17 protein-coding genes are annotated in these 23,517 nt (G+C 54.4%); 13 read left to right on the top strand and 4 right to left on the bottom strand.

The genetic code is table 11. From position 1 onward, the window contains the following. Nucleotides 1–19: 19 nt before the first annotated feature. The 8 genes from odhB (at nt 20) to rluB (ending at nt 8,841) form a co-directional block, all read left to right on the top strand. Nucleotides 20–1,258 (top strand): 2-oxoglutarate dehydrogenase complex dihydrolipoyllysine-residue succinyltransferase, encoded by a 1,239-nt coding sequence (gene odhB, locus CPH80_RS06600; protein WP_096276279.1) that lies wholly within the window; start codon nt 20–22, stop codon nt 1,256–1,258. 35 nt (nt 1,259–1,293) lie between these two features. Further along, the gene (lpdA, locus tag CPH80_RS06595; RefSeq protein ID WP_096276277.1) at nt 1,294–2,736 is read left to right on the top strand and encodes a dihydrolipoyl dehydrogenase; all 1,443 of its coding nucleotides are present in this window, start codon (nt 1,294–1,296) and stop codon (nt 2,734–2,736) included. Nucleotides 2,737–2,934: 198 nt separating this feature from the next. Further along, nucleotides 2,935–4,101 (top strand): ADP-forming succinate--CoA ligase subunit beta, encoded by a 1,167-nt coding sequence (gene sucC, locus CPH80_RS06590; RefSeq protein WP_096276275.1) that lies wholly within the window; start codon nt 2,935–2,937, stop codon nt 4,099–4,101. Next, nucleotides 4,101–4,973, top strand: coding sequence for a succinate--CoA ligase subunit alpha (sucD, locus tag CPH80_RS06585; protein WP_096276273.1), 873 nt, complete (start codon nt 4,101–4,103; stop codon nt 4,971–4,973). The genes sucC and sucD overlap by 1 nt, the downstream gene beginning before the upstream one ends. A gap of 118 nt (nt 4,974–5,091) precedes the next feature. After that, nucleotides 5,092–6,306 (top strand): tryptophan--tRNA ligase, encoded by a 1,215-nt coding sequence (locus tag CPH80_RS06580; RefSeq protein ID WP_096276272.1) that lies wholly within the window; start codon nt 5,092–5,094, stop codon nt 6,304–6,306. Then, on the top strand, nt 6,299–7,090 hold the full coding sequence (locus tag CPH80_RS06575) for a segregation and condensation protein A (protein WP_096276270.1): 792 nt from the start codon (nt 6,299–6,301) through the stop codon (nt 7,088–7,090). The genes CPH80_RS06580 and CPH80_RS06575 overlap by 8 nt, the downstream gene beginning before the upstream one ends. A 32-nt stretch (nt 7,091–7,122) precedes the next feature. Next, on the top strand, nt 7,123–7,764 hold the full coding sequence (gene scpB, locus CPH80_RS06570) for an SMC-Scp complex subunit ScpB (RefSeq protein WP_096276268.1): 642 nt from the start codon (nt 7,123–7,125) through the stop codon (nt 7,762–7,764). 39 nt (nt 7,765–7,803) lie between these two features. Continuing rightward, the gene (gene rluB, locus CPH80_RS06565; protein WP_096276266.1) at nt 7,804–8,841 is read left to right on the top strand and encodes a 23S rRNA pseudouridine(2605) synthase RluB; all 1,038 of its coding nucleotides are present in this window, start codon (nt 7,804–7,806) and stop codon (nt 8,839–8,841) included. 53 nt (nt 8,842–8,894) lie between these two features. On the opposite strand, the gene CPH80_RS06560 is transcribed toward rluB, so the two are convergent. Further along, nucleotides 8,895–9,821 (bottom strand): GGDEF domain-containing protein, encoded by a 927-nt coding sequence (locus tag CPH80_RS06560; RefSeq protein WP_096276263.1) that lies wholly within the window; start codon nt 9,819–9,821, stop codon nt 8,895–8,897. A gap of 289 nt (nt 9,822–10,110) precedes the next feature. On the opposite strand from CPH80_RS06560, the gene CPH80_RS06555 reads away from it, so the two are divergent. The 5 genes from CPH80_RS06555 (at nt 10,111) to CPH80_RS06535 (ending at nt 20,389) form a co-directional block, all read left to right on the top strand. Further along, nucleotides 10,111–10,794 carry a GntR family transcriptional regulator gene (locus tag CPH80_RS06555; protein ID WP_096276261.1) on the top strand — a complete coding sequence of 228 codons (684 nt, stop codon included), beginning with the start codon at nt 10,111–10,113 and terminating at the stop codon, nt 10,792–10,794. 1 nt (nt 10,795) lies between these two features. Next, nucleotides 10,796–14,290: a chromosome segregation protein SMC gene (smc, locus tag CPH80_RS06550; protein WP_096276259.1), complete on the top strand. Its 3,495-nt coding sequence runs from the start codon at nt 10,796–10,798 to the stop codon at nt 14,288–14,290. 148 nt (nt 14,291–14,438) lie between these two features. Continuing rightward, complete coding sequence (zipA, locus tag CPH80_RS06545; protein ID WP_096276258.1) at nt 14,439–15,359, top strand: cell division protein ZipA; 921 nt, start codon at nt 14,439–14,441, stop codon at nt 15,357–15,359. Nucleotides 15,360–15,436: 77 nt separating this feature from the next. Beyond that, complete coding sequence (gene ligA, locus CPH80_RS06540; RefSeq protein ID WP_096276256.1) at nt 15,437–17,467, top strand: NAD-dependent DNA ligase LigA; 2,031 nt, start codon at nt 15,437–15,439, stop codon at nt 17,465–17,467. 192 nt (nt 17,468–17,659) lie between these two features. Then, nucleotides 17,660–20,389 carry a hypothetical protein gene (locus tag CPH80_RS06535; RefSeq protein ID WP_096276254.1) on the top strand — a complete coding sequence of 910 codons (2,730 nt, stop codon included), beginning with the start codon at nt 17,660–17,662 and terminating at the stop codon, nt 20,387–20,389. 11 nt (nt 20,390–20,400) lie between these two features. Here CPH80_RS06535 and CPH80_RS06530 read toward each other — a convergent pair whose 3' ends face one another. From CPH80_RS06530 to CPH80_RS06520, 3 genes are all read right to left on the bottom strand, one after another. Further along, on the bottom strand, nt 20,401–21,033 hold the full coding sequence (locus CPH80_RS06530; RefSeq protein ID WP_096276252.1) for a CBS domain-containing protein: 633 nt from the start codon (nt 21,031–21,033) through the stop codon (nt 20,401–20,403). 75 nt (nt 21,034–21,108) lie between these two features. Continuing rightward, on the bottom strand, nt 21,109–22,881 hold the full coding sequence (gene mnmC, locus CPH80_RS06525; RefSeq protein ID WP_096276250.1) for an FAD-dependent 5-carboxymethylaminomethyl-2-thiouridine(34) oxidoreductase MnmC: 1,773 nt from the start codon (nt 22,879–22,881) through the stop codon (nt 21,109–21,111). 23 nt (nt 22,882–22,904) lie between these two features. Next, nucleotides 22,905–23,516, bottom strand: coding sequence for a peptidylprolyl isomerase (locus CPH80_RS06520; protein ID WP_096276248.1), 612 nt, complete (start codon nt 23,514–23,516; stop codon nt 22,905–22,907). Between the last annotated feature and the right edge of the window lies 1 nt (nt 23,517).

Genomic DNA, 23,517 nt, shown 5'->3' with positions numbered 1-23,517 from the left:
ACCGAACTAAGGAACTGTAATGTCTACTGAGATTAAAGCCCCCGTTTTCCCGGAGTCGGTCGCAGAAGGTACCGTCGCGACCTGGCATAAACAGCCTGGCGAAGCCTGTTCACGTGACGACCTGATTGTCGATATCGAAACCGATAAAGTGGTTCTTGAAGTTGTTGCGCCGGCTAACGGCGTCATTGAAGACATCCTCAAAGGTGAAGGCGACACCGTGGAAAGCGGTGAAGTTATCGGTAAATTCAAAGAAGGTGCTGTGGATGATTCCGGCTCCGCCGATAGCAAGAACAGTAAGGCCGATGCCGATGCCGATACCGATAAGGGCGAGGCCAAACCTGAGCAGAATGAAGATTCTGGCGACGCGATTCTTAGCCCAGCAGCACGCAAGCTGGCCGATGAGAACGACGTTGATCCGAGTGCAGTGAAAGGCACCGGAAAAGACGGTCGCGTCACGAAAGAAGACGTTCAGAGCCATGTGGATAAAGCCAAGTCCTCAGGTGGCTCCTCGAAGGCGGCGCCAGCAGCCATGCCTGAGGTGAATGTTGCTGCGGGCGAGCGCCCGGAAAAGCGAGTCCCCATGACTCGCCTGCGGGCCAGCATCGCCAAGCGACTGGTTAATGCACAGCAAACTGCCGCCATGCTGACGACCTTTAATGAGGTCGACATGGGCCCCATCATGGAGCTGCGCAAGCAATACCAAGAGAGCTTTGTGAAGCGTCACGATATCAAGCTGGGCTTTATGTCGTTCTTTGCCAAAGCCGCAACCGAAGCGCTGAAGCGTTTCCCCGCGGTTAACGCGTCTATCGACAGCAACGATATGGTGTATCACGGCTACCAGGATATCGGTGTCGCAGTGTCCACCGAACGAGGCTTGGTGGTTCCGGTCATTCGCGATGTGGATGCGTTGAGTTTGGCAGACATCGAGAAACAGATTGTTGAGTACGGCACCAAAGCAAAAGGTGGCAAACTTTCAATTGAAGATATGACCGGTGGTACCTTTACTATTACCAACGGTGGTATTTTTGGATCGCTTATCTCTACACCGATCCTTAACCCGCCGCAAACAGCTATTCTGGGTATGCACAAAATCCAGGAACGCCCGATGGCGGTAAATGGCAAGGTGGAGATTCGTCCGATGATGTACCTTGCGCTGTCCTATGACCACCGCATGGTCGATGGCAAGGAGGCGGTGCAGTTCCTTGTGACCATCAAGGAAATGCTCGAGGACCCGGCGCGTATTCTGCTGGACGTGTGAGCTGACACTTAACGAATCGGAAAACAGGATTAACTATGTCTGATAAGTACGACGTAATCGTCATTGGCTCTGGCCCGGGTGGCTATGTTGCCGCCATAAAAGCTGCTCAGCTTGGCCTCAAAACCGCATGTGTCGAGTCGTGGACTTCCATCGATGGTAAAAGCCAGGTGCTTGGTGGTACTTGCTTGAACGTGGGCTGTATTCCATCCAAAGCATTGCTGGAAATTTCTCACAAGTTTGAGGAAGCGAGCCACGACTATGAGATGCAGGGCATCATCGCCAAGGATGTCAAAATCGACATCGCTAAAATGATGGAGCGCAAGAGTGGCATTGTTAAACAGCTGACCGGTGGTATTGCCGGATTGTTTAAAGCTAACGGCGTAACTTCTATTTATGGTCACGGCAAGCTACTGGCGAACCGCCAGGTTGAAGTCACCGATAAAGACGGTAAGACAAAGACCTACGAAGCCGATAACGTAATCATCGCCAGCGGTTCCAAGCCTATCGAGATTCCCCCCGCACCCATGACGGAAGGGTATATTTTTGATTCGGAAGGCGCATTGGAATTTGATGAAGTTCCCAAGCGTCTTGGTGTTATCGGTGCCGGTGTTATCGGCCTTGAGTTGGGCAGCGTATGGGCGCGGCTGGGCTCCGAAGTGACGGTACTTGAAGCTCAGGACACCTTCCTGCCGGCAGTGGATCAACAGATTGCCAAAGATGCTCTGAAGCACTTCCGTAAGCAGGGCCTGGATATCGTAATGGGCGGCCGTGTAACCGGCGCAGAGGTCAAGCGCAAGCTGGTCAACGTGAGCTACGAAGACAGCAAGGGCAAACAGGAACTAAAAGTCGACAAGTTGATTGTTGCGGTTGGCCGCCGGCCATACACCGACAATCTACTGGCAGCGGATTCTGGCGTTAACCTGGATGAGCGTGGTTTTATCTTCGTTGATGACCAGTGCAAAACCGAGGCGCCGGGCGTCTGGGCCGTTGGCGACGTGGTACGTGGCCCGATGCTGGCGCACAAAGCTTCGGAAGAGGGCGTTATGGTTGCGGAGCGTATTGCCGGCCAGAAACCCCAAGTGAACTATGACTGCATTCCTAATGTTATCTACACATCGCCAGAAGTGGCCTGGGTAGGTAAAACCGAAGAGCAGCTCAAGAAAGAAGGTGAGGCTTATAAGGTTGGCACCTTCCCGTTTGCGGCTAACGGCCGCGCGATGGCGGCAAACTCCGCCTCTGGCATGGTGAAAATTATTGCCGACGAGAAGACTGACCGAATTCTTGGCTTCCACGTTGTAGGCCCACAAGCATCAGAAACCGTTGCTCAGGGTGTTATTGCCATGGAATTTGGCTCCAGTGCAGAAGATCTGGCGCTGACCTGTTTTGCACACCCAACTCTGTCCGAGTCTGTGCACGAGGCAGCACTGGCCGTTAACGGTGGCGCGATTCATATCGCGAACCGTCGCAAAAAGAAGTAACGCAAACCAGGAAGCAGGGGCGCCCGTGATGGCGCCCCTTTACCATAAAAACAGCTGATTTCCGGTTGCGATCATGGCGAGCTAAGGTGTGACCCCCTGCTCGCCGAGCCGAATTCGCAGTAAAGATTCCCCTTATGGGGAGTCGCGGGTTCACTTTCCGTACGTGGTTATCCTCCATCAAAAAGTGGGACACTAACTATGAATTTGCACGAATATCAGGGCAAACAGCTTTTCGCTGAATATGGCTTGCCTGTATCACAAGGCATTGCCTGCGACACCGCCGATGAAGCAGTCGCAGCTGCAGAAAAAATTGGCGGCGATAGCTGGGTTGTTAAGGCTCAGGTTCACGCTGGTGGTCGCGGTAAAGCCGGCGGTGTAAAGCTGGTTAAGAGCACCGACGACATCCGCGCATTCGCGGAACAGTGGTTGGGTAAGAAGCTGGTTACCTTCCAAACCGACGAGCACGGCCAGCCGGTCAGCAAAATTCTAGTTGAATCTCTGACGGATATCGATCAGGAACTGTATCTGGGCGCGGTTGTCGACCGTGGCTCTCGCCGTATCGTATTCATGGCGTCCACCGAAGGTGGTGTTGAAATTGAAACGGTTGCGGAAGAAACTCCAGAGAAAATCCTGAGAGCCGAAATTGATCCGTTGGTAGGCGCACAGCCATACCAAGGTCGCGATTTGGCGTTTCAACTTGGCCTGGAAGGCAAGCAGATTGGTCAGTTCGCCAAGATCTTCATGGGCCTGGCGAAACTGTTTGAAGACTATGATCTGGCGCTGATGGAAATCAACCCGCTGGTTATCACTCCGGCCGGCGATCTGCACTGCCTAGATGCCAAGATCGGTGTCGACGGCAACGCTCTGTACCGTCAGAAGAAGCTGCAGGAAATGCGCGATCCTTCACAAGAAGATGCTCGTGAAGCGGAAGCCGCAGCCTGGGAACTGAATTATGTTGCGCTTGAAGGCAACATCGGCTGCATGGTGAACGGTGCTGGCCTGGCCATGGGTACCATGGACATCATCAAGCTTTCCGGTGGCCGCCCGGCCAACTTTTTGGACGTTGGCGGCGGTGCGACCAAAGAGCGCGTATCCGAAGCGTTCAAGATCATTTTGTCTGACGACAACGTACAGGCCGTTCTGGTGAACATCTTTGGTGGTATCGTTCGTTGCGACATGATCGCCGAGGGCATCATTGGTGCGGTTAAGGAAGTGGGCGTCAAGGTTCCCGTGGTTGTGCGCCTCGAAGGCAACAACGCTGAGAAGGGCATCAAGGTACTCGCCGAAAGTGGCCTGAACATTATCGCCGCCACAAGTCTGGCGAATGCTGCAGAGCAAGTCGTTAAAGCCGCAGGGGGTAAATAATGAGCATCCTGATCAATAAAGACACCAAGGTTATCTGCCAAGGTTTCACCGGCGCACAGGGTACATTCCACTCTGAGCAGGCTATCGAATACGGCACCAAAATGGTTGGTGGCGTTAGCCCTGGTAAAGGCGGTACCGAGCATCTTGGCCTGCCGGTGTTCAACACCGTACGTGAAGCTGTAGAAAAGACCGGTGCTCAGGCAACCGTTATCTATGTTCCGGCTCCATTTTGTAAAGATGCCATCATTGAAGCAGCGGATGCCGGCCTTGAGCTAATCGTATGCATCACTGAAGGTATTCCGACCATCGACATGCTGTACGCCAAAGAATACGTTGATCGTAAAGGCGTTCGCATGATCGGGCCTAACTGCCCAGGTGTTATCACCCCGGGTGAGTGCAAGATTGGCATCATGCCAGGCCACATTCACAAGCCAGGCAAGGTCGGTATTGTGTCTCGTTCGGGCACCCTGACTTACGAAGCAGTCAAGCAGACTACAGATTTCGGCTACGGTCAGTCTACCTGTGTAGGTATTGGTGGCGACCCGATTCCGGGATCCAGCTTCATCGATATTCTCCAGCTTCTGCAGGACGATCCGCAAACAGAAGCCATCGTAATGATTGGTGAAATTGGTGGTACCGCTGAAGAAGAAGCGGCTGCATTCATTAAAGAGAACGTTACTAAGCCTGTGGTTTCCTACATTGCCGGTGTTACAGCACCTCCAGGCAAGCGTATGGGCCACGCCGGTGCGATTATCTCCGGTGGTAAGGGCACAGCCGACGAAAAGTTTGCTGCTCTGAACGACGCTGGTGTGAAAACCGTGCGCAGTTTGGCTGAAATTGGCAAGGCTCTGAAGGAAGTAACCGGCTGGTAAGTTGGTTTCTTCCAAAAAAACCCCCGTTCTGTTCTGCAGAGCGGGGGTTTTTTATTTATAATGCCAGGTCGTCTGATCTACTATGGGCGAATCCCATTCAAAAGAAGGAGTTTGTGCTTTGAGTTCAGTAGATTCCCAGCAACGGGTTTTGTCCGGTATGCGTCCGACCGGCAAGCTTCACCTTGGTCATTACCATGGTGTGCTAAAAAACTGGGTGAAACTCCAGCACGAATTTGAGTGCTTCTTCTTTATCGCCGATTGGCATGCCCTGACTACGCAATACGACGATCCTTCCGGTATCGAGCAAAGCGTCTCGGATATGGTAATTGATTGGCTGGCGGCAGGGGTTAATCCCGGCTCGTCCACCATGTTTATCCAGTCGCAGGTGCCCGAGCATGCGGAGCTACACCTGCTGCTGTCCATGATTACGCCACTGGGCTGGTTGGAGCGTATTCCCACCTATAAGGATCAGCAGGAAAAGTTGCGTGAAAAAGACTTGGCGACCTATGGATTTCTGGGCTATCCGCTGCTGCAAACCGCCGACATACTTATGTATCGCGCGGGCAAAGTACCGGTGGGTGCGGACCAAGTATCTCACGTTGAATTTACCCGTGAAATTGCCCGCCGATTCAATCATATCTACGGACGCGAAACGGGGTTTGAAGAGCAGGCGGAGTCGGCCATCGTCAAGATGGGCAAGAAAAACGCCAAACTTTATCGCACTCTCAAAAAGCGATATCAGGAAGGGGGTGACCTAGAGGCTTTGGATACAGCTCGCGCCTTGCTCATGGAACAACAAAACATTTCTCTTGGCGATCGCGAGCGCCTGTACGGGTTTATTGAAGGCGGCGGTAAGGTTATTTTGCCAGAGCCCCAGCCATTGCTGACGCCGGAATCCAAGATGCCAGGGTTGGACGGGCAGAAAATGTCCAAGTCCTATAACAACTACATTGGTCTGCGGGAAGAGCCGGACAGCGTGGCACAGAAAGTCCGCACCATGCAGACCGACCCTCAGCGAGTTCGGCGTACAGACCCGGGCGAGCCTGAGAAGTGCCCGGTGTGGGGCCTGCACAAAGTGTATTCTGATGAGGCAACAAAAGAGTGGGTTCAGGTGGGCTGCCGCAGCGCCGGTATCGGCTGCCTCGAGTGCAAAGCGCCGCTGATTGAATCCATTATTGAAGAGCAGCGGCCATTGCGTGAGCGAGCTAAAGAGTACGAAGGCAACCCAGATCTTGTGCAGTCGATTCTGCAAGAAGGGCGTGAGCATGCCCGTGATGCAGCCCGCGATACACTTGAGGAAGTCCGTGCGGCCATAGGCCTGAGCTATCGCTAAGCCCAAACCACCGCCACTGGCACGGGTATCTGGAAAGCCACTGATTGATCTTCCCAGCGACTTGTATATTCCGCCGGATGCCCTTGCGGTGTTTCTTGAGGCCTTTGAAGGCCCTCTTGATCTTTTGCTTTACCTTATTCGACGCCAGAATATGGACATTCTGGATATAGACGTAAGCGACATCACCCGGCAGTACATGGACTACATTGGAGCCGTTGAAGCTATGCGCTTTGATCTGGCTGCAGAATACCTAGTGATGGCGGCTACGTTGGCAGAAATCAAATCTCGTATGCTACTGCCGAGGCAGGAGAGTGATGAAGAAGAAGAGGTGGATCCAAGAGCAGAGTTGATTCGCCGGCTGCAACAATATGAGCGCTTCAAGCAGGCCGCAGAAGACATTGATGCGTTGCCACGGATGGAGCGAGACACTTTGCCTGTATCCGCTGCTCTGCCGCAGCTAGCGTCAAATCAGCCCCATCCGGATGTCGATCTGCAGGATATGCTGCTTGCGCTTCAGGGTGTACTGAAGCGGGCCGACCTTTTTGTCAGTCATCATGTTGAAAAAGAAAGGTTGTCCACCCGGGAACGGATGTCAGCCATTCTGTCGGTATTGCAGGGTGATCAGTTTGTTGCCTTTCAGAGCTTGTTTACCGAAGAAGAAGGGCGGCTTGGGGTAGTGGTCACGTTTTTGGCAACGCTGGAACTTGTAAAAGAGCAGTTGATTGAATTAGTGCAGACAGACGTCCTAGGTTCGATTCACGTGCGCGCGCGGGCAGCCCGATAGAACACTCCGCACTGTAAAAACGTAGAGTTATCATGAGCGAAGAGCACCTTTCGAGAATTCAGGCTATTACCGAAGCAGCGTTGCTTGCAGCGGGAAGACCCCTCACTCTTGATCAGCTTCGGGAACTGTTTGCCGAGGATGATCGCCCAGCCCGGCAGGTTATGGAGCATGTAATGGTGCTTCTTGGCAAAGCGTGTGAGGGGCGTGGATTCGAGCTGCGTAAAGTGGCCAGTGGTTACCGCCTGCAGGTTCGAGAGGAGTTTGCTCCCTGGGTCAGCCGTCTGTTTGAGGAGAAGCCTCAGAGGTATTCCCGGGCTCTGCTGGAAACCCTTGCTTTGATTGCCTACCGACAGCCCATAACCCGCGGCGAAATCGAAGACGTTCGGGGTGTTACGGTAAGCAGCAATATCATTCGTACATTACTTGAGCGAGAGTGGGTAAGTGTCGTGGGGCACCGGGATGTTCCCGGCAGGCCTGCTATGTATGCGACAACCCGGCAGTTTCTCGACTATTTCAATCTTTCTGGTCTGGGTCAGTTGCCGCCGTTATCCGAGATCCGGGATTTGGACGAAATAGGCCGGGAAATCGAAAAGAACATTCAGGCCAAGATTAAGTTTGACTCCGCACCGGCAGAGCCCGTGGACGATAGCCCGCCAGACCAGACAATTCACTGATACCATTCGGGTATCAGTCAGCGACTAAGGATTATTTTCATGGCGTCAGAACGCCCCGGAAAAAAAGTAAAACCGGCCGCAGATACGGCCACTAACGAAGGCCCGGAGCGAATTCAGAAACTCCTCGCCCGTGCCGGTATTGGCTCACGCCGGGAAATTGAAGGCTGGATGGACTCAGGGCGCCTTACGGTAAATGGCGATCCTGCGGCACCGGGCCAGAAGGCAACGGTGGATGATCGTTTTGAGCTGGGTGGAAAGCGACTAGACGTTGCCGGGGCGGCTGTTACGGTGCGACGGGTTCTGATCTATAACAAGCCCGAAGGTGAGCTATCCACCCGTAAAGATCCCGAGGGTCGACCCACCGTCTTCGACCGCCTGCCAAGGCTTAGGGATACCCGTTGGATCTCGATCGGCCGGCTGGACATCAACACCACAGGGCTTGTGCTTTTCACAACCGATGGTGAGCTGGCCAACCGCCTGATGCACCCGTCTAGTCAAATTGACCGTGAATACGCTGTCAGGGTATTTGGCGAGGTTGATGACGCCATGATTGCGCGCCTGATGGCGGGCGTGCTGCTTGAAGACGGCATGGCCAAGTTCAGCGACCTTAGCCCGGCGGGCGGTAGCGGAATAAATCGCTGGTTCCACGTTACGCTTCTGGAAGGTCGTAACCGTGAGGTTCGGCGTTTGTGGGAGTCTCAAGGGGTGCGCGTAAGCCGCTTGAAGCGGGTGCGTTATGGGCCGATTTTCCTACCTAGCAGGTTGACACTCGGTAAGTGGGAAGAGTTAGATCAAAAGGCAGTGGATACCCTTAGCTCAACGGTCGGGCTCGAATCAGTTGATATACCGCAGAAAACCCCGGACGAAAAGGCTGCACATGAGCGGCAGAGAAGAAAAAGCCCAGGGAGTGGCGCCAGAAAAGCTGGGAGCCGGCGCTGGGATGTGAGTGATACCAAGCCTGCACGCAGCGGTGGCTCTGATAAATCCCGTGGTGGCTCTGACAAACCTCGCGATGGTGCCGGCAAGCCAAAAAAAGGGGCGCCTGGCAGACCCCGCAAGGCTCATTCTGACAAGTAAGGCGCAGAAAGGTTAGAAAGCGGATAGCCTGATTGCAATTTTGGGCAGGCTATTCAGCCGATGCTTGCAAACACCTTGGTGCAGTTCCTGCCTTGGTCTTTCGCTCTATAAAGCGCCTCGTCAGCGCGGGTTATCCACTGATTTGCGACTTCTTCTGCCAAGTGCCGGGCGACGCCGCAGCTGATGGTTACGGACAGTTCAGTGCCGCCGCAGTCGACTCTAATGTTGGCAACAGCGTTGCGTACCCGGTCGGCTACATCTCGTGCTTCCTGCTCGCCTGTATGGGGGAGCAAAACTGCAAACTCTTCTCCGCCAAACCGGTAAACGCTGTCGGAGTTTCTGATCGCGCGTTCGATAGCCTCCGCGGTCAGCCGCAACAGATGATCACCCACCACATGCCCGTGTTGGTCGTTCACCGCTTTGAAATGATCCAAGTCGCAAAGAATCAGCGAATATTCCTCCCCATGACGGTCTGAAAGTAGGCTTGCCCGCTGGAGGTGCTCATCGAGTGCGCGCTTATTAGGGATAGAGGTCAGTGCATCGGTCAGTGCCGCTTGTTCAATGGTAATAAACTGGCAGGCGTTGCGTAGCGGGCAAATGGCTGCGCTGATGAGCATTTCAATGCCCTGTAGCTCATCGTCTGAAAATTTGTGCCGACGATTCAGTGTCAGGGTGCCGTAGCACACGCCTTCAAGGTTGAGCCGGTATTCACAGCGGTGGGGCCCGCCCATCCCGGTGACGTATACGAAATCCCGTTGTGCGATCTGATGACGATAGCTCAGGGAATCAAACGGAATAATGCTGGCCATTTCTTCGGCCAGAATGCCGAGCTGGGTTTCCAGCGAAAGGCTAGTGGAAAGGCGGCGCGTAAGCTTTGTAAGGGGGTCGGGAGCGTTTGACCACCCTTGGTAGGCCTGCCGCAAGGCTGCCAGATCTTTTAGCTGAGTGGTGCTTCGCTTTATCGATGGTATGTTTTTCACTACGGCTCACTCGCTGGCAGAATTTATCAATGCTTTGCGAATGCGATGCATTTTTCGTGCCTGTCATATTTATATCGATATAGGTCAAACTATTAGGAGTGCATGCTGATGTAGTTTGATAGAGGTTTTAGGTGACTTTGGGTCGAACGTCAAGAAAACGGCAAGCTTCTTCCGGCGGATACGCACACTGGCATAAAATGCCCGTTTGAGGGGGTGGGGATGAAGAGCCCCTGTGGTAAGCTCTCGGGCTTATATCCGCACCAATATTCAGACGTGAGCAGCATTTTGTATGACGTTTCAGGCCCCAGAAAGTCTTTCCGAACAAATTGCCCAGCATTTGGGCCAGCGGATTGTTACGCGGGAACTGAAGCCTGGAAGTCGCATTCAGGAGCTTAAGGTTTCGGGTGATCTCAACGTTAGCAGGGGCTCTGTCCGTGAAGCCTTGCTCATTCTCGAGCGTAGGCACTTGGTTGAGATTTTCCCCCGCCGGGGTGCTGTCGTTTCAAGCTTGACGGTGGCCAGTGTTAACAACCTCTATGACATTTACATCGATTTGCTCTGCATGCTCGGGCGCAAAGTTATCGAACGCTGGAGCGGTGACGAACTGGGCGGTGTTATGAGGCGAGTCCGGGAAGTTGAGGCCGTTATTCAGGCGGTGAATTCAACCGGGCCAGATGCTGCTGAGAAAGTGATCGATGCGGGCTTCGGGGTAATGCGTTATGCCTACGAGCTGGTAGAGAACCCGTTTCTTGAAGAAACCCTGGAAAACTTCAGGCCAGCAATCAGTCGTACCTATTTTGTTGCTCTTGAGAATTTTCGAGAAGGCATTGGGCAGACTGCGATATTCTTCCAGCGCCTTGGCGAGGCCGCACTGAGTGGCGACGCCGAGCGTTTGCAATCCGCAATACAGGCTTTCGGTGAACATCAGCGCCAGCAGATATTGAGCATTCTCAGGGAGGAGGAGAGCGCGTGACATGCGCCTGAAGTCCATCAAACTTGCCGGGTTCAAATCTTTTGTCGACCCGACAACGGTTCCATTCCCCACCAATATGACGGCGGTGGTTGGCCCCAATGGTTGCGGTAAGTCCAACATCATCGATGCTGTCCGCTGGGTGATGGGGGAGAGCTCCGCCAAGTACCTGCGCGGCGAATCCATGACCGATGTTATTTTCAATGGTTCCACCGCCCGCAAGCCGGTGGGCCAGGCGACTATCGAGCTGATATTTGATAACACCGATGGGTCTGCACCGGGAGAATTCGTCCGCTTTAACGAAATATCAGTGCGCCGCCGAGTGTCCCGCGAAGGCCAGTCTGAGTACTTCCTCAACGGTTCCAAGTGCCGTCGCCGAGATATTACTGACCTGTTTCTGGGCACAGGTCTCGGCCCCCGAAGCTATGCCATTATCGAACAGGGCATGATTTCACGGCTGATCGAGTCTAAGCCAGAAGAGCTGCGAGTTTACATTGAAGAGGCAGCCGGCATATCGAAATACAAGGAGCGTCGTCGGGAAACGGAAAACCGAATGCGTCGCACCCAGGAAAACCTTGAGCGACTCACCGATCTTCGTGAAGAACTGGGTCGCCAGTTGCAGCACCTTGAGCGTCAGGCGGCTGCTGCGGAAAAATACAAATCTTACAAACACGACGAGCGCCAGAAAAAAGCAGAACTAACGGTGCTGCGCTGGCGGGCTCTGGATAACGATCTACAAACGTGGCGCGACAGAATCCGTGACACGGAACTGGAGCTTGAGAAGCAGCTTACCGGCCGCATCAGCCTTGAAACGTCCCTCGAATCCCTGCGTGATAGCCATCATGAACGTACGGAACACTTTAACCGTGCCCAGGCCCGCTATTACGAAGCCGGCGCGGATATAGCCCGTATTGAGCAGAGCCTTGAGCATCAGCGCGAACGCAGTCGGCAGACCGCTGCGGAGTTAGACCAGGCCATGGCCAATCAGCGAGAGCTCGCGCGGGAACTGAGCCAAGACGAAGACAAATTGGCCACGATCCGCGAAGAGTTAAACATGATTGAGCCGGAGCAGGAAGCTCTGGCTATCCGTTCTGATGAATCCGGAGAGAAACTGCAGCAGGCGGAAGACGCAATGAACGAGTGGCAGCAGCGCTGGGAAGAGTTTAGCTCACGCTCTGCTGACGCTCGCCGTGAGGCGGAACTTGCACAATCTCGAATCCGCTCCCTAGAAGAAGCTATAGAGCAGCTGTTGACGCGGCAGCGAAAGCTTCACGATGAGCAAGCACAGCTTGACGGACAGGTTGATCGCGTTGGGCTTGAGGCGTTCCTGGAGCAGCAAGAAGCGCTGGAATTACAGCGAGAAGAAGCGGCGGAACGTATTGACGCAGTACAGGACGAGCTCCACGATGCCCGCCATAGCCAGCGAAATACCGAACAGGGCCTGGCCGCCGCTCGACAGCGAGGGCAAAGCCTGCAAGCCGCATTGGAATCCCAGCAGTCTTTACTTGATGAGCAAATGGGCGGGCAAGATGACACGTTACAGACATGGCTTGCGGCGCATGAACTAGGCAATTTGCCCCGGATTGCGGGCAAACTTCACATAGACGATGGCTGGGAGTTTGCGCTGGAACAGATCATTGGGCGATTCAGTCAGGGCTTGTTGCTGCCCGATATCGATTCGTTGTCCCAGGCTTTACAGGGCGCGCCGAAAGGCCTTGCGGTTATTCAGCCCGGCTCTGGCGGCGGGGCGCCTGCTCAGGGTTTGGCAGCGAAAGTTAATGGAATGCCGTCTGTAAATGCCATGTTGGTGGGTATCGATACTGCGGAAACCCTTGGTGGTGCCTTGTCGCAGCGGGCTAAGCTTGCGGAAGGCCGCAGTATTATCACCCGTGAAGGTGTTTGGGTGGCTCGTGACTGGGTGCTGATGCCAGATTCTGATGCCGGTCAGATTGGTGTTATTGAGCGGCAGAAAAAAGTTGACGAGCTAGCAAGCCACTTGGCGCAAGCTGAGCAGGCCCTGGAGGAAGTGAGTGCGCGTTATGAGGCCCTGCAGGAGCGTACTGAAAGGGCGGAAGCTGCAAGGGATGGTGCCCAAGCACGGCTGAGCGAAACAGACCGTGAGCTTAGCCTGGTGGTCTCTAAAGTTAGTGGGCTACGCGCCCGTGCCGAACAGATCGATGCACGCCTCGCACGCATTCACGAGGACGTGTCTGATGTAGCCCTGAACCTGGAAAGCCAGCAGGAAAACCTCGGCATTGCCCGTGAAGAATGGCAACAGGCGCTGGCCCTGACGGAAGATAGCGACGACGAAAAAGAGCGCCTGCTTGAGCAGCGTGACCTGCTTCGGGAAAAGCTGGATGACCTGCGACAGGAAGCCCGCCACGACCGAGATCATGCCCATCAGCTGCAATTACAACTGCAAACGCTCAGCAGTCAACGGGATGGTTTGGGCCAGACCATCGACCGAATGCAAATGCAGAAAGAGCGTCTGGAGGAGCGCCTGGAAATGCTCAGGGAGTCCTGGGAAAGTGCCGAAGAGCCCATGGAAGACCTGCAGATGCAGCTTGAAGGGCTGCTGGATCGCCGGCTTGCCGAGGAAGAAAAGCTTGGTGTAGCGCGTGATGCACTGGAAGAAATTGATCGCGAAGTGCGGGAAAAAGAGCAGGGCAGAAGCGGTACAGATCACCGAATTCAGGACGTCCGCTCTAAGCTGGAAAAGCTGAAGATGGAGTCCCAAGCACTGGAGATCCGCTCAGGAAATTATATCGAGCAGTTAGAGGAGCTGGATGTAAAGCTTCAGGACATACTGTCGCAGTTGCCCGAGAAGGCAAACCAAGACGAATGGGCAGCAGAACTTGACCGAGTCGGCAGCCGTATTCAGCGCCTTGGGGCGATCAACCTAGCGGCGATTGACGAGTACCAGGTTCAGAGCGAACGCAAAACCTATCTCGACAGCCAACATGACGACTTAACCGAAGCGCTGGAAATTCTAGATACCGCCATCCGAAAAATCGATCGAGAAACCCGCCAGCGCTTCAAGGAAACCTTTGATCAAGTAAATGGAGGCCTTCAAACTCTGTTTCCAAAAGTATTTGGCGGCGGCAACGCCTATCTGGCACTCACCGGCGAAGACCTTCTAGAGACGGGTGTGACAATCATGGCGCGCCCGCCAGGCAAGAAAAACAGTACAATTCATCTGCTTTCGGGTGGCGAAAAAGCATTAACTGCCATTGCCTTGGTGTTCTCCATTTTCCAACTCAACCCCGCGCCTTTCTGTATGCTGGATGAAGTTGATGCGCCCTTGGACGATGCAAACGTTGGCCGCTATGCCAATCTGGTCAAGGAAATGTCGAACCAGGTTCAGTTTATCTACATAACCCACAACAAGATTGCCATGGAAATGGCCGATCAACTTATGGGTGTTACCATGCACGAACCAGGTTGCTCCCGCCTGGTCACCGTGGATGTAGAGGAGGCGGTTGCACTGGTGGAAGCCTGAAAAACGGCCTGACCAAAATTCCGACAACAATGACAAAAAGGCCATGTGACATGGCTTTGCGTTGTATTCATTACGCGCTTTTTTTAAAGTAGCAGCCAGAGCACTTTATTCGCTCCCGGATCCGATCTGCAAACAGGACAGCAGCACTATGTCACTTAGGGAATGGTTAATTGCCATCGGCACCCTGGTTATCATCGGCATCGTTATTGATGGTTTAAGGCGCATGCGCCGCGCCCGGAAGGAATCTATTGCGATTTCTTCCGGCATGGGCGCCGATAACCTGAAAGCATCTCCGCTGGATGAATATCATAACCCCGAGCTACCGAGCGGGGGCGCGAGGGCTATTTCAAACGATACGCTTGAGAAGCGGGGATACGTGCGACGTGAAAAATCATCGCGCTCCAAAGTTACGCAACAAAAGCCGACACGGCCCGTTCGTGAAACTCTGCGGGACAATACCTCTTCGCCTGCAGAGAATCCTGCGCACGCAGAGCCCGCGCAGGATAAAAACGAAGAGTGGGCACACGAAAGCAGTGAAGCATCTGGCTTTTCGTCCATAGAGCAAGAAGATACGGCTCGCCGCGAGCCTAAAAGCCCTGACCCCGCGCTGCCTTTGGCTGGAGCTAACCGTCCGGAAGCTCGCGAGGTTATCGTGATTAACGTGCTAGCGCCTCAGGGGAAGGATTTCAGCGGAACGGCTTTGCAGAAGTTGTTTGAAGCGTGCGGCTTGGTTCATGGCGATATGGATATTTATCACCGCCATGAGGCAGAAGATACCATCAGCCCAGTGCAGTTCAGCGTAGCGAATGCGGTGGAGCCGGGAACCTTCACGCCTAACAACGTAGCTGCCATGACGACGCCAGGCATCAGCTTTTTCATGAGTATGCCGGGGCCAACCAGTGCGTTGCAGGCCTTTAATTTTATGCTTGAAACCGCCCAGTGCGTTGTTCGTAATCTTGGTGGCGATCTTAAAGATGAGCGTCGCAGCGTGATGACCGCGCAGACAATTGAGCACTGTCGGCAACGCATCCGCGAGTATGAACGCAAGCAGCGGTCGCCACGTCACTGAGCCGGCCGGGGTCAGAACGAAACGAACAATGCCCGGATAACTCCGGGCATTTTTTTGATAGCCAAGAGCACGAATTTATGATCAAGCCTTCACCGGATGATATCAAGCGGGTAGAGGAACTGCGGTCGGCCCTTGATGAGCATAATTACCGGTATTACGTGCTGGACGATCCCGGTATTCCGGATGCGGAATATGACCGCTTATTCCGAGAATTGCAGAAGCTTGAGACCGACAACCCGGAGTTGGCATCGGATGATTCGCCAACCAAGCGGGTAGGGAGCAAAACTGAGACCAGCTTTGAAGAGGTAGTCCACCGCTTGCCCATGCTGTCCCTGGATAACGCATTCAGCGAAGACGAGCTGCGCGACTTTGATCGCCGGGTAAGAGAGAGGCTCGGCGGTGATAACGACGTTGAGTACGTGTGTGAGCCGAAGCTGGATGGGCTGGCTGTCAGTCTGCATTATGAGCAAGGTTCCCTTATTCGAGCGGCGACCCGTGGTGATGGTTATGCCGGGGAGGATATCACGGCAAATATCCGCACCGTCCCATCGGTTCCGCTGCGGTTACGAGGCAGCGGTATTCCGGATCTGGTGGAGGTTCGCGGAGAGGTCTATATGCCGAAAGCCGGATTCGAGGCGCTAAATAGCCGGCTGACAGATCAGGGCGAAAAAACCTTCGTAAACCCCCGGAACGCAGCTGCCGGCAGCCTGCGCCAGAAAAAATCCAAGATCACCGCAAAGCGGCCTCTGGAAATGTGCGCCTATAGCGTCGCGGTTATCGACGAAAGCCAGTTGCCGGATACGCAATGGGAGAGCCTCCAGCAAGTCCAACGCTGGGGGTTCCGGATTAACCCTGAAATGCGCAAGGCCCAGGGTGCTAGCGAATGCCTCTCGGCTTATGAAGAATTGATGCACAAGCGCGATGCACTGCCGTATGAGATTGATGGCATCGTGTTCAAAGTAAACCGGTTGGATTATCAGAAATCACTTGGGTTTGTGTCTCGTGCACCGCGCTGGGCAATTGCTCAAAAATTTCCCGCTCAAGAAGAACTCACGGTTATTGAAGACGTGGAGTTTCAAGTGGGGCGCACGGGAGCCGTTACACCCGTTGCGCGGCTCAAGCCGGTGTTTGTGGGTGGAGTAACGGTGAGCAATGCCACGCTCCATAACATGGATGAGATTCGCCGTCTCGACGTGCATATCGGCGACACGGTATTTATCCGCAGGGCCGGCGACGTTATCCCGAAAGTCGTGAAGGTGGTTACCCAAAAGCGGCCAGACAACGCAAAAACGGTAGAACTACCGAAACAGTGTCCGGTTTGCGACTCCGATGTTATTCAGATAGAAGGCGAAGTGGTTGCCCGTTGTTCCGGCGGCCTGTTTTGTCCGGCCCAGCGAAAAGAAGCGATTCGCCACTATGCCTCGAGAAAAGCATTGGATATCGAGGGCTTAGGTGATAAGTGGATTGATATTCTGGTTGATCAAGGCATGGTGAAAACCGTTGCGGACATCTATCACCTGACCACTAAGGATTTAACCCGTCTTGACCGCATGGGTGAAAAGTCGGCCAGTAACCTGGTCGCGGCCATTGATGGCGCCCGACAACCAGTGCTTTGGCGCTTTCTCTATGCGCTGGGTGTTCGCGAAGTGGGTGAGGCAACGGCAAAATCCCTCGCATCGCATTTCGGAACCTTAGAGGCTGTGGCAGAGGCAGATGAGGAATCACTCATAGCTGTACAGGACGTTGGGCCGATCGTTGCTGGCCATATTCGTCGTTTTTTCGAACAACCCCATAACTGTGAAACCCTCGACGCCCTGCGTGAAGCCGGCGTGAAGTGGCAGGAAGAGGAGGTTACCGCTAGCGCGAAGCCGCTTCAGGGCCAGACCTGGGTGCTTACAGGCACTTTGTCAGAACTAACACGGGATGAAGCCCGAGAAAAGCTGGAAGCGCTCGGGGCAAAAGTAGCGGGTAGCGTTTCGAAGAAAACAGCCTGTGTTGTGGCGGGTGAGGCCGCCGGGTCCAAGTTGGTGAAGGCAGAGCAGCTCGGCGTGCAGGTGCTTGATGAAACAGGTTTGCTGGATATGTTGAAGAAGCATGAGCAGTTGTAAGCACTCGCGTCACAGTTTGCAGGAATCCAAGCCCGCGGGACTGTGGCCGGCCGGTGAATCTGAGAACTCGCGCAGATACCCCGTTTCCGAAACTGGCTAACATGGTGTTGTTCTGTAACGGTGTGTAAATCGCTGGCTCGAACCCGCGTGCACGCACTGCCATAACAACAACGTTTTGAAACGGATTTTTCCATGCGCGCCGAGTTGTTTCCCCGCACTGTCATCTCCATGCAGGTTGCTGCTGTATTGCTGCTTGTCGTTACTGCCTCAGGCTGTAAAACCGAGAAAGATCCGGATCAGCCAACCATTCTGGGCATTCCACCGACGACTGCCTATTTGGGTGTGGAGTATTACTACAACTTTGGTGCATACGGCGGCGAAGACATACTCGACTACACGCTGACGAATACCCCTTCCTGGCTGGCCCTTGAAGATACCAGCAACAAAGCCCGGCAAGGCATTATCATGCGCGGTGTGCCTGGCCTCACGGGTGGTGCCCGCGGCGATGCCGATCTCGGTAAGCTAACAGGTATTAATTTGGTGAGCACCGATGGCCAAATGGCAGGTGCCCAGCCGTTCGATATTGAAGTGAAATACAATGCCCTGTCACTTGAAGCAGAAACGTTTACAGAAGGTGTCTCTCCGACCATTCCGGACACCCGTCGGGAGCGTTGTGAATTGCCGGATTTGGAGACGAAAGGGGAGCACAGCTTTACCATTAATACATACGATGACAATGGTGATGTCTCCGGTACCCGCGATCTTACCCTGCCTACCCGGCCGGTTTTCGCAAAAGTGATACTGGATCGGCCCTCAGTAACCCGAGTAGCCGTAGCGTTCGAACTAACATCAGATTACGACGCCTCTAGCTGCGATCCGGGGATTACAGGCCCTCATCAACGCTGCGATCACAGCCAGGCAAACGCTGGTGATGCCATTCCTGGTCAGGATATCGTGGCTCTTGGTAGCGCCAGTGACCCACTGTTGGAAGATCTTCCCTATTTGACCTATGAAGCCGATAACACCGGAGTCTATACGGGAGGTGTTATCACATTCGAGCCTGGAATTACCGAGTGCTATATTCGACTTGAAGTGGTTGATGACAGCTTTCCCGAGCCTACAGAGTCGGCACGTCTGGATCTGACGGAAGTACGTTCTGGCCTTGCAGGGCTGGGAGAAACCAATGGCGGCGTGCGTACCACACTGGTGATTGATGATAACGAGCCGACGGTAAGCCTGGAAACCATGCATGGTGGAACACGGGATACGCTGAATGTTGGTGGCTCCCGGACATACGTTGCGCGCCTGACTGGTGAGCGCGACGGAACAATCCGAGCCAAGCTGGGGCATTCGGAAGATTCCTCAGCCCGGCTCGGTACTGAGTTCAGTACAACCCTGCCGAATGATGAGCTCGAGTTTTTGGAGGGTACCGATGAGGTTAGATTTACGGTGAATATTGCTGATTCTGCCTCCTATTCTAACCCTGGCCCAGACGATCGTTTTATTCTGCTAAGCTTGAATTCGGTCTTTCAACTTGGCCGAGAAAACTACGCCCGGGCGGCGAGCGAGAGCATGCTCCGGGTTAGTATCAATGAGCTTACGTCTCCGTTGATTACAAACCCCGGCGGTGATTTTGTCGCAACCGATATGGCCGTGGGACATGCCGGCAGAATGTTTGTAGCCGGGTACGATAGCGCGGATAACGACAGGGTTCTGGTGCGACTATTCGATCAAAAGGGTGACTTGCTTCAGGGGCTTGAGGTATCGGCACCGGGAGACCAGTTGTCCGCGCCGGAGCCGGTGATCAGCTTGGCCAAGCGCCAAGTAACAAAGAACAACATCAAGAGCGACCGCTTTGAGCTTGTGGTGGCTTACAGCACAGATGCCGAAGCAAACGGCACGACAGGGCTGGGCGGCAAGGATGTTGTCAGTTCATTGTACTGGTACGACGAAACAAGTAACGCGGGTGAGTATGTTGAAACCTGGACGACTCGCACGGGCACTGCAGGCGACGATGTGGTTCGCTGGGCAGGCATCAACTCTGCAAGTGGTTTTGTTGTGATTGCCGGCGAGACTGATGGCGAATGGCCAGAACAAAAATCTGCAGGGGGGGTTGACAGTTTTCTGCAGCGTATAGATTCACTGGCTGATGGAAACGGTTTTATTGCAGAGTTGGCCTGGACGCGCCAGGCCGGATCTTCCGCAAATGACGAGGTTGCGGGTGGAGATGCCGAAGGTATAAGCCCGCTATTATTCGGGTCTGCCCAGGGCGCCGTTAACGGTGAGTCTTCATTGGGAGGGCAGGACGCGTATTTTTACGCCACGGCATCTGGAGACGGTAGCCTCACCGTAAATCAGCGCGGCACCGGTGCAGATGAGCATGTTACCAGCGGTGTAGTGGAAGGAAGCACCTTGTGGTTACTGGGCAACGGTAGTAATAAATACACGGTTACGCAGGTAGAAGAGGAAAACGAAGAGGAAGAGGGCAGCTTGAGCCTGACGAGCACGCCTATCTCTAGCGAAAGCGGTTTTGTACTCGGCTACACCATTGGCGGCGACGTTGTCCGGGCGTTCAATCTGAATGATGAAGGGGATGCGTCCACAGAGCAGTTCGCTGCACTAACCGGATTTTCCGGTGACTTGGTCGCTGCAGGCCTTACCGATGGCGACTTCACCGGCTCTGCCAGTACCAGCGGCAGCAGCTCCGCAATAATCGCTCGAATGTCACTGGTGCCCGAAGCGGAGCCAGACGAAGAAAGTGACGTATTCCGAAACCGGTGGCGCTACCAGCTCAATGCTGGTGACTCAGAGATCACACGACTCGCTAACTACCGGGATGACGAAATTGTAGCGCTGACACGCCAGGGTTCAAAGTGGGTGATATTGCTGTTCAGCCCCGAGGGTGTGTTGCTGACCCCTTAGTTGCTGACATCCTAAACACTGCCTTGCTGGCCATCGGCGCTGGCATACAACCGTAAATAGTCCGTGCTGGTGACGACACCCACGGGCTCATTATGAGAGTCCACAACTAGCGCGGCATTGAGCCGGTGCGCCAGCATCAGCCTAGCAAGCTGGTGAGCATCGGTTTCAGGAGAGGCCGTCAGAAATGCCGGTAACTCTATGTGAATCAGGCTCTGGCTCATGGCATCGCCTTGGTGCTCGTGAAGCCAGGCCAGAAGCCACTGTTGCGCTACGAGCCCGGCAACATGAGTGTCTGCGGTAACAACCAAGTGATTTGCGCCTTGCTCGGACATGGTGGTGATTGCTTCTGCGACAGTTGCGGAGGCGGGTAAGGTGTAAACTGCAGGGGTGAAAATAGAGGAGATCGGTAGATAAGGCCGCTGTTCCTTGCGTTCGCCGGCGGCGGCCGCTCCGTACTCTTCCAACGCGCGATGCCGGCCGGATTGCGCCGCTAGCTGAAACTCAGCATCCGTTGCTTCGCCACGCTCAGGGTTGATCGGTTGGCTCTCTGCCAGCTCGCTGACATTGCCCACGCGACGCCCCCGGAGTACGTCCGGTAATCTTGTCCCTATTGGACGGCCTGGTTCGCTAACAAAAATAGACACCTGTCTTACCCTCTGGAAAACAAACCTTTCATACAGCGTATCGGCGGGTGAGTGCAGATCATTAACAGTGATTGATTACGAAGACGCCACCTTTAGTTGTCGCATGCGCGCGGTCGTCAGCCTTTTTGCTAGGGATATCGGCAGGGCGCTAGGTTGCCCCGTTAACTGGTCCGCTACAAATTCCGCGAGCAGAGGCGCATAGGTGAGGCCCTTACTACCCATACCAGTCAAAAGATAAAGCCCTTCCACTTCTTGCCCCTCTATATCACAAAGCGGCCCGGCTACGGGCTGATAGTCATGGGTTGTGCAACGAAACCCAACGCGCCCCGCAAGCTGCCCCGGAAGATCCCCGGCGGCCATATCTTCTGAGAGGATGTTTGGCACCATTGATGAAAGCTCCCGGATATTCTCTCGGTGGCTCTCAGTTGTGGGGGCAGGCTCATCGCTGTGAAGATCAAACGTAGCGCCGATAACGGCTAGCCGTTCGCCCTGGAGGCCGTGGGCAGGGTTGAGATAGCGTGCGCCGCAAATCACAGCCTGAGGGCTGTTGATCAGGGGTTCAGGTAAGTGAGTGACCTGCCCACGAATAGCCTTGAAGCGGAAACTACCCGAGCCCGGGATCAATTGTGGGGTCAGGTGCCCGGCGCAGATAACCACTTGATCTGCGCGAATGTCCGGGTTGTCCGGGTCGGTTCCGGAAATATGCCATTCGCCCTCAGACGGCTCGATTTTCTCAACCGAGTAAGTGAGCACCTTGCGAATGCCCGAATGCTTCGCAAGGGATTTACAAAGTTTGCCGGGCTCCAGCCAACCGCAACCGGGAAACCATAAGCCACCGCTCATGAGGCTGGTGCCTGTAAGCGCTTCAGCTTCCTGCCGGGTGACCGGGTGCAGAAGGTCTTCGGGGTATTGGTTACGCTCAATAAACCGACGCTGGCGAGACTGTTCAGTGTCACTCCAAGCCAGTTGAATCAGGCCGGTTGGGTGCCAGTACTGGTCCCGATACGGGGCGTAATACCGCTGGCTGAACGTTAGTGAAGAGAGGGCGAGTTCGGTTTGATGGTTAAACTCCACGCCGAGTTTTACATACATGGCGCCCTGAAGATTGCCGGATGCGGCTGATGCGGGTTCATCTGCAGCATCTATTAGCGTAACGACATAGCCTCTGCGGGCAAGGTTGTTCGCGAGCAGGCACCCGGCAATGCCAGCCCCAATTAAAGCCACGGAGGGCACCGGCGCTTTAGACGCACCTGGCTTGCTGTGTTGGCAGACCTCGCTAATAGCAGGTTTTTGCCAGGTTTCAGGGGCTATAGCTGGCTCAAAACCGTTCAGTACCCAAGCATCGGCCTTAAAGCTCAGTGTGTTCCAGGCGTCGTGCATGTCACCAAAGAACAGTGTCAGGCGAACCCGGCCTCCGGCCAAAACAATGCGGTGGGTGCCTCGAACCAGTGGTGGGTAACTGGCAACCAGTTCCTCAGCTAGTTCCCCGAGCTCTGGCCACACCAAAAGCGCTTTTTTGAGATCCTGCGAGGTCAGCGGAAAACGTTCAGAGGCGACGAAATGAAGTGTCGCTGCGTGGGATGGGCCCCAGGCTAGCCAAGCTTGCCATGTGGCAAGAAAGCTTAGGCCTGAACCAAACCCGGCCTCTGCAACCACGAAAGAGCCTGCTTCAGAAACACAGGAGAAACGCGCGGGCAGATTGTTGTGTTCAATAAACGCGCAACGAAATTCTTCCAGCCCTTTCTTGCAGCTGAAATAGCCATCCCCGAATTGCTTGGATTCGGGAACGCCGTGGTGCCAGCTTATCTCCGCCGGCTCTATTGCTGGCGGAACAGTGGGGAGAGTCATTCTAGGTGCTCCGCCGTGTTCTTCTATTCCAGCAGGGTGACGCTTTCGATGATCACAGGGTTCACCGGCACGTCGGCCATGCCCCGAACACGAGCAGTTTTTACTTTAGCAATGGTATCCACCACGCCCATCCCTGCGGTTACCTTAGCGAAGACCGTGTAGCCTGCTCCGCGAACCCCGGCGTTCAAAAAATCGTTGTTTGCTACGTTGATGAAAAATTGGGACGTTGCAGAATCTGGGGCGTTGGTTCGTGCCATGGACACCGTACCACGGAGATTGGGCATGGTTGGTGAGGCTTCATTCTGGATGGGTGTGCGGGTTTCCTTGCGTGTCATCTCCTTAGTAAAACCACCGCCCTGAACCATAAAACCCGGAATAACCCGGTGATAAATTGTGCCGTCAAAAAAACCATCGCGGGCATATTGCAGGAAGTTCTCAACGGTTTTCGGGGCCACATCAGGGCGAAGTTGCAGTTCGATGGCACCTTCGCTGGTGAGGATCCGGACTTTAGGCAATTCGGCTTTTACGCTATCGGCGTCAGTTTGCGCGTGTGCTTGAAGTGCTAAAAGGGATAAGCCGAGAAACATAACTACGACGTGGATCACATTACTCAAGGGTTTTACCAAATTTGTCATT

Origin of the sequence: Marinobacter sp. LV10R510-11A (genome assembly GCF_900215155.1) — a bacterium.
In the GTDB taxonomy this organism is placed as follows: Bacteria; Pseudomonadota; Gammaproteobacteria; order Pseudomonadales; family Oleiphilaceae; genus Marinobacter.
This window is presented reverse-complemented; position numbering and strand designations above follow the sequence as displayed.

Bases quoted from the DNA above. Each gene is read 5' to 3' on its own strand.
- smc (WP_096276259.1), top strand. From the start codon at position 10,796: ATGCGCCTGAAGTCCATCAAACTTGCCGGGTTCAAATCTTTTGTCGAC.
- sucD (WP_096276273.1), top strand. From the start codon at position 4,101: ATGAGCATCCTGATCAATAAAGACACCAAGGTTATCTGCCAAGGTTTC.
- scpB (WP_096276268.1), top strand. From the start codon at position 7,123: ATGAGCGAAGAGCACCTTTCGAGAATTCAGGCTATTACCGAAGCAGCG.
- lpdA (WP_096276277.1), top strand. From the start codon at position 1,294: ATGTCTGATAAGTACGACGTAATCGTCATTGGCTCTGGCCCGGGTGGC.
- rluB (WP_096276266.1), top strand. From the start codon at position 7,804: ATGGCGTCAGAACGCCCCGGAAAAAAAGTAAAACCGGCCGCAGATACG.
- CPH80_RS06535 (WP_096276254.1), top strand. From the start codon at position 17,660: ATGCGCGCCGAGTTGTTTCCCCGCACTGTCATCTCCATGCAGGTTGCT.
- zipA (WP_096276258.1), top strand. From the start codon at position 14,439: ATGTCACTTAGGGAATGGTTAATTGCCATCGGCACCCTGGTTATCATC.
- sucC (WP_096276275.1), top strand. From the start codon at position 2,935: ATGAATTTGCACGAATATCAGGGCAAACAGCTTTTCGCTGAATATGGC.
- mnmC (WP_096276250.1), bottom strand. From the start codon at position 22,881: ATGACTCTCCCCACTGTTCCGCCAGCAATAGAGCCGGCGGAGATAAGC.
- CPH80_RS06520 (WP_096276248.1), bottom strand. From the start codon at position 23,516: ATGACAAATTTGGTAAAACCCTTGAGTAATGTGATCCACGTCGTAGTT.
- odhB (WP_096276279.1), top strand. From the start codon at position 20: ATGTCTACTGAGATTAAAGCCCCCGTTTTCCCGGAGTCGGTCGCAGAA.
- CPH80_RS06555 (WP_096276261.1), top strand. From the start codon at position 10,111: ATGACGTTTCAGGCCCCAGAAAGTCTTTCCGAACAAATTGCCCAGCAT.
- ligA (WP_096276256.1), top strand. From the start codon at position 15,437: ATGATCAAGCCTTCACCGGATGATATCAAGCGGGTAGAGGAACTGCGG.